Raw genomic sequence first — 476 nt, forward strand, 5'->3', positions numbered from 1 at the left:
GCAAAACAAGTTATTGTTAACATATCAAACGATATGTACAACCCAAGCCAAATAACTTGCTTCCTATCTGTTTTCATGATGCGAAGTATTACTCTAGACGAGTTAAAAGGATTTAGAGACGCTTTGCTTGAGCTTTGTTTGCCAATAGATTTAACCGATTTTAATGCCATAGACATTGTAGGAACCGGAGGCGATGGCAAAAACACGTTTAACATTTCTACCCTATCATCATTTATAACTGCAGGTGCAGGAGTTCATGTATCTAAACATGGTAATTATGGAGTATCATCAACTTCAGGCTCATCAAACGTTATGGAACATTTAGGCGTAAAGTTTTCTAACAATCAAGACTTTTTAAAGCGCAGTTTAGAACAAGCTGGCATTTGTATATTACACGCGCCTTTATTTCATCCAGCAATGAAAAACGTTGCTCAAATTAGAAAACAACTAGGTGTTAAAACATTTTTTAATATGTT

Annotated in this window: 1 protein-coding gene; it reads left to right on the forward strand. The window is 35.1% G+C overall.

Features of this window, described 5'->3' with window-relative positions; translation table 11 throughout:
* Window positions 1-476: anthranilate phosphoribosyltransferase (locus tag LG649_RS15905; protein ID WP_394371927.1), on the forward strand; the 476-nt coding region annotated here is incomplete at both ends.

Source organism: Neotamlana laminarinivorans (assembly GCF_020523925.1).
Lineage (GTDB): Bacteria > Bacteroidota > Bacteroidia > Flavobacteriales > Flavobacteriaceae > Neotamlana > Neotamlana laminarinivorans.